At 72.5% G+C, this 4,074-nt stretch carries 3 protein-coding genes; 1 reads left to right on the top strand and 2 read right to left on the bottom strand.

The annotated features are described in order from the left end of the window. Positions 1-363 precede the first annotated feature (363 nt). Positions 364-1,026 carry a TetR/AcrR family transcriptional regulator gene (locus ACTUAL_RS23830; RefSeq protein ID WP_232519913.1) on the top strand — a complete coding sequence of 221 codons (663 nt, stop codon included), beginning with the start codon at positions 364-366 and terminating at the stop codon, positions 1,024-1,026. Positions 1,027-1,077: 51 nt separating this feature from the next. Here the strand turns inward: ACTUAL_RS23830 and ACTUAL_RS23825 are convergent, their stop codons facing one another. Both ACTUAL_RS23825 and ACTUAL_RS23820 read right to left on the bottom strand, forming a co-directional pair. After that, positions 1,078-2,457, bottom strand: a complete 1,380-nt coding sequence (locus tag ACTUAL_RS23825; RefSeq protein WP_440901812.1) for an MFS transporter — start codon at positions 2,455-2,457, stop codon at positions 1,078-1,080. A 193-nt stretch (positions 2,458-2,650) separates the two neighbouring features. Next, positions 2,651-4,074 (bottom strand): flavin-containing monooxygenase (locus ACTUAL_RS23820; RefSeq protein ID WP_440901811.1); only part of this gene is annotated, 1,424 nt, incomplete at its 5' end.

Genomic DNA, 4,074 nt, shown 5'->3' with positions numbered 1-4,074 from the left:
CCACCGCGCGGTGGCGCCGTTCGGCCGATCGCCGGGCTGCGAGAAGAGCTGTGGCCTCCCGACTGCGAATTCGACGGAGTTCGGGGGAAGCGTATACGGGCAGATCAGCGACAGGACAGCCACTTGTTCGAGTAGGCGCTGACCGTCCGATCGGGTAGGCCCAAAAGGACAGCGCGCGCCCTTTCCGGTGAAATCTTCCGAAAGTCTTGACAGTCGACTCCGGCAACCAGGGGAAAGCGGTTCGGCGCGCCGTTCACGGGTGCGGGACCGACGAAGTCGGGACGCTGTTCCCGAAACGCCTTCCCGCGCGGCGGAGCGGCATTCCAAGCCCTCGGCCGGCCGCGGCCGAGTAGGATGGGCGCCATGGACGGCGCGTCGGGGCAGGACACCGGGACCGGTGGGATCGCCGCGCCCGCGGAGCGGCAGCCGATCACCGACAAGCGGCTGCTGCGCGGCGCCCGCACCCGGCGGGCCGTGCTGCGCCACGCCGTGGACGTCGCCTCCCTGGAGGGCCTGGAGGGCCTGAGCTTCGGCAGGCTCGCCGCCGACACCGGGATGAGCAAGGCCGGGGTGCAGACCCTGTTCCGCAGCAAGGAGATCCTGCAACTGGCGGCGGTCGAGCACGCGCGCGAGATGTTCGTCGACGCGGTGATCAGGCCCGCGCGCTCCGCGCCGAGGGGCGCCGAGCGGCTGCGCGCGCTGATCGAGCACTGGATCGTCTACGCCGAGACGCCGCTGTTCGCGGGCGGCTGCTTCCGGGCGGCGAACCTCGCCGAGTACGACAGCAGGCCGGGGCCGGTGCGCGACGCGCTGTTCCGCGACCAGCGGGTGTGGGTCGGGGTCATCGCGGGCGAGCTGCGGCACGCGGTGGAGTCGGGCGGGATCGCCGAGCTGGACGCGGACCTGGTGGCCTTCCAGATCGACGCGCTGCTGTGCGCGGTGAACACCGCGCTGCGCGTGGGGGACGACAGCGCGACGGACAAGGCGCGCCGCGTGGTCGAGGGGTTCCTGGCGCCACCGCGGTGACCGCGGGCCCCCGGCGGGACCCGCGGCCACCCGTGCGCGCGTGCGGCGCGGTCAGCCGGCCTTGGCGGGCTTGGGCAGCAGGAACACCATCACCGAGGCGGCCAGCGCGATGACGAAGGTGGCGATCGAGGACATCGCGAACGCGTGCCCGCCCGCGGCCACCGGGCCGACCCGCTCGGGGTGGAAGGCGTTGAAGAAGACCGCGCCGACGACCGCCACGCCCAGCGCCCCGCCGACCTGCTGCGCGGTGGACAGCGCGCCGGAGGCCATGCCGACGGTCTCCGGGACGACCCCGGCGAGCACGGTGTTGAGCAGCGGGGTGATCAGCAGGCCGCCGCCCGCGCTCTGGAGCACCAGGGTCGGGATGACCAGCGCGGGGCTCAGCTCGGGCCCGGTCAGCAGCACGACCGCGGTGGCCAGGTAGCCCGTCGCCAGGACGACCGAGCCGACCTCCAGCACGCGGCGGCCGTACCTGGGCACGATCCGGCCGGCGATCATGCTGAAGACGAAGAACGTGGTGGCGGCCGGGGTGTAGACCAGGCCCGCGCCCAGCGCGGACATGCCGAGGCCCTGCTGCATCGCGATGGACAGCGCCAGGTAGTAGGAGCTGAGCAGCGCGTAGACCGACACGACCAGCACGATGCCCAGCGAGAAGGAGCGCTGGGAGAACAGCGAGAGCCTGAGCAGCGGGTCGCCGCCGCGCCGGGCGACGCCGCGCTCGACCGCCGTGAACACCGCGAACGCGACCGCGCTGGCGGCAAGGCACGCCCAGGTCCACCACGGCCAGCCCGCCTCGCGCCCCTGGATGAGCGGGAAGGTCAGCAGGAGCAGCGCGGCGCTGAGCGAGGCGACGCCCGCGAAGTCGAGCCTGCGGGCGCCGTCCGCCCGCGACTCGGGGATGACGCGGTAGGCCAGCAGGATGGTGACCAGGCCGATGGGCACGTTGACCCAGAACACCGAGCGCCAGTCGGAGCCGAGCAGGTCGGCGCTGATGAGCAGGCCGCCGACGAGCTGGCCGCTGACGCTGGCCATGCCGATGACGATGCCCAGCACGCCGAACACCCGGTGCCGCCCCTCGGCGGGCACGACCAGCGCGATGACGGCGAACACCTGCGGCACCATCATGGCCGCGCCCAGGCCCTGCGCGACGCGGGAGCCGATCAGCGTGGCGGGGTCCTGGGCCAGCGCGCAGGCGATCGAGGAGAGGGTGAACAGCGCGGTGCCCAGCACGAAGACGCGCCTGCGGCCGAACAGGTCGGCCAGCCTGCCCCCGGTGATCAGGAAGACCGCGTAGGCGAGCTGGTAGCCCGCCAGGGTCCACTGGAGCTGGCCGTCCGAGGCGCCGAGGTCGCCCTGGATCGCCGGGCCGGCCACGACGACGATGAACGAGTCGAGGATGGCCATGAACATCCCGACCATGACGATCGACACGGCGCCCCACGGGATGGCGGGCGCGGCTCGCGGCGGTAAGCCCGCTGGGGCGACGACTGGTTCCGGCGCTTTCGCCACGGGGGCAGTCCCTTCTCATCCGCTCTGGGTCGGGCGCTCCCCCCTCTCGGGTGGGGCGCCCCAGCACGCTGGAGAGCATACGACCGACCGTATTTCATCAGCAACCAGGTGCGCGTCAGCGCGTCCCGGTGGGTTCGGGCACCCCCGGCAGGGCGTCCCGACCGGACGCGTCGCCGAGCGCGAACGCCGTCGGGTCCGGGCGGCGCGTGGCGCGCCAGTAGCCCGTCCCGGTGCCCGGCCAGGACTGCCGGTTGTGCCCGGTGCTGTCGAGGAACCAGCTGTGGCACCCGCCGGTGTTCCACACCGACTTGGCGAGCTTGGCGTGCAGCCGGTCGTTGAACTCGCGCTGCACGTCCGCGCGCACCTCCAAGCGGGTGGCCCGGCGGCGGCGCATCAGCCGCAGGCACTCCACGACGTAGTGCAGCTGCGCCTCGATGACGAACAGGATCGACTGCGCCCCTCCCCCGGAGTTCGGGCCCATCAGCATGAACAGGTTCGGGAACCCGGCGACGGTCATGCCCAGGTAGGCGGTCATGCCCTCGCGCCACGCCTCCTGGATGGTCAGCCCGCCCGCGCCGACGATGCGCTCGTTCGCGCAGCGGTTCTCGGTGGAGAACCCGGTGCCGAGCACGACCACGTCCGCCTCGTGCTCCCGCCCGTCCTCGGTCCTGATCCCGCGCTCGGTGAACCCGGTGATGCCCTCGGTGACCAGGTCGACGTCCGGGCGCTGGAGCGCCGGGTAGTAGTCGTTGGCCAGCAGGACGCGCTTGCAGCCGATGGTGAAGTCCGGGGTGAGCTTGGCCCGCAGCACGGGGTCGGGCACCTGCTTGCGCAGCATCCGCAGCGAGGCCGCCTGGAGCACCTTGAGCAGGCGCGGGTGCAGGAAGGCCAGCACCGGCAGCTCGTGGGTCCAGTAGGCGAACAGCCGGTACAACCGCTGCGCGGGCGGGAAGAGCGCGAACAGCCGGTGCTCGAACCGGGTCAGCGGCCGGTCGGCCTTGGGCAGCAGCCACTGCGCGTGCCGCTGGAAGACCTCGACGTGCCCGGCGACCCCGGCGATCTCCGGGACGAACTGCACGGCGCTGGACCCGGTGCCGATGATCGCGACCGGCTTTCCCCTCAGGTCCACCGAGTGGTCCCAGCGGGCGGAGTGGAACCCCTCGCCCGTGAAGTCGGACAGGCCGGGGAAGTCCGGCACGTTCGGCACGTGCAGCGCGCCGTGGGCCAGCACGACCACGCGCGGGCGGAACTCCTCGCCCGCCGCGGTGCGCACCGTCCAGCGGTCGGCGGCCTCGTCGAACTCGTAGGACACCGCCTCGGTGTTGAAGCGGATGTGCCGGTCCAGCCCGCGGTCCTTCACCACGCGCTTGACGTAGTCCAGGATCTCCGGCTGGCCCGCGTAGGTGCGCGTCCAGCTGCGGTTGGGCGCGAACGAGTAGGAGTACATCATGCTGGCCACGTCGCAGGCGCACCCCGGATAGGTGTTCTCGCGCCACGTGCCGCCGACGTCGTCGGCCTTCTCCAGGATCACGAAGTCGG

It is taken from the genome of Actinosynnema sp., from assembly GCF_052038725.1.
Note: the sequence above shows the minus strand (reverse complement) of the source record. Positions and strands in the feature narration are given on the sequence as shown.

What these genes read in the sequence shown, in the direction of transcription:
- ACTUAL_RS23830 (WP_232519913.1), top strand. Translation starts at nt 364, where the DNA reads ATGGACGGCGCGTCGGGGCAGGACACCGGGACCGGTGGGATCGCCGCG.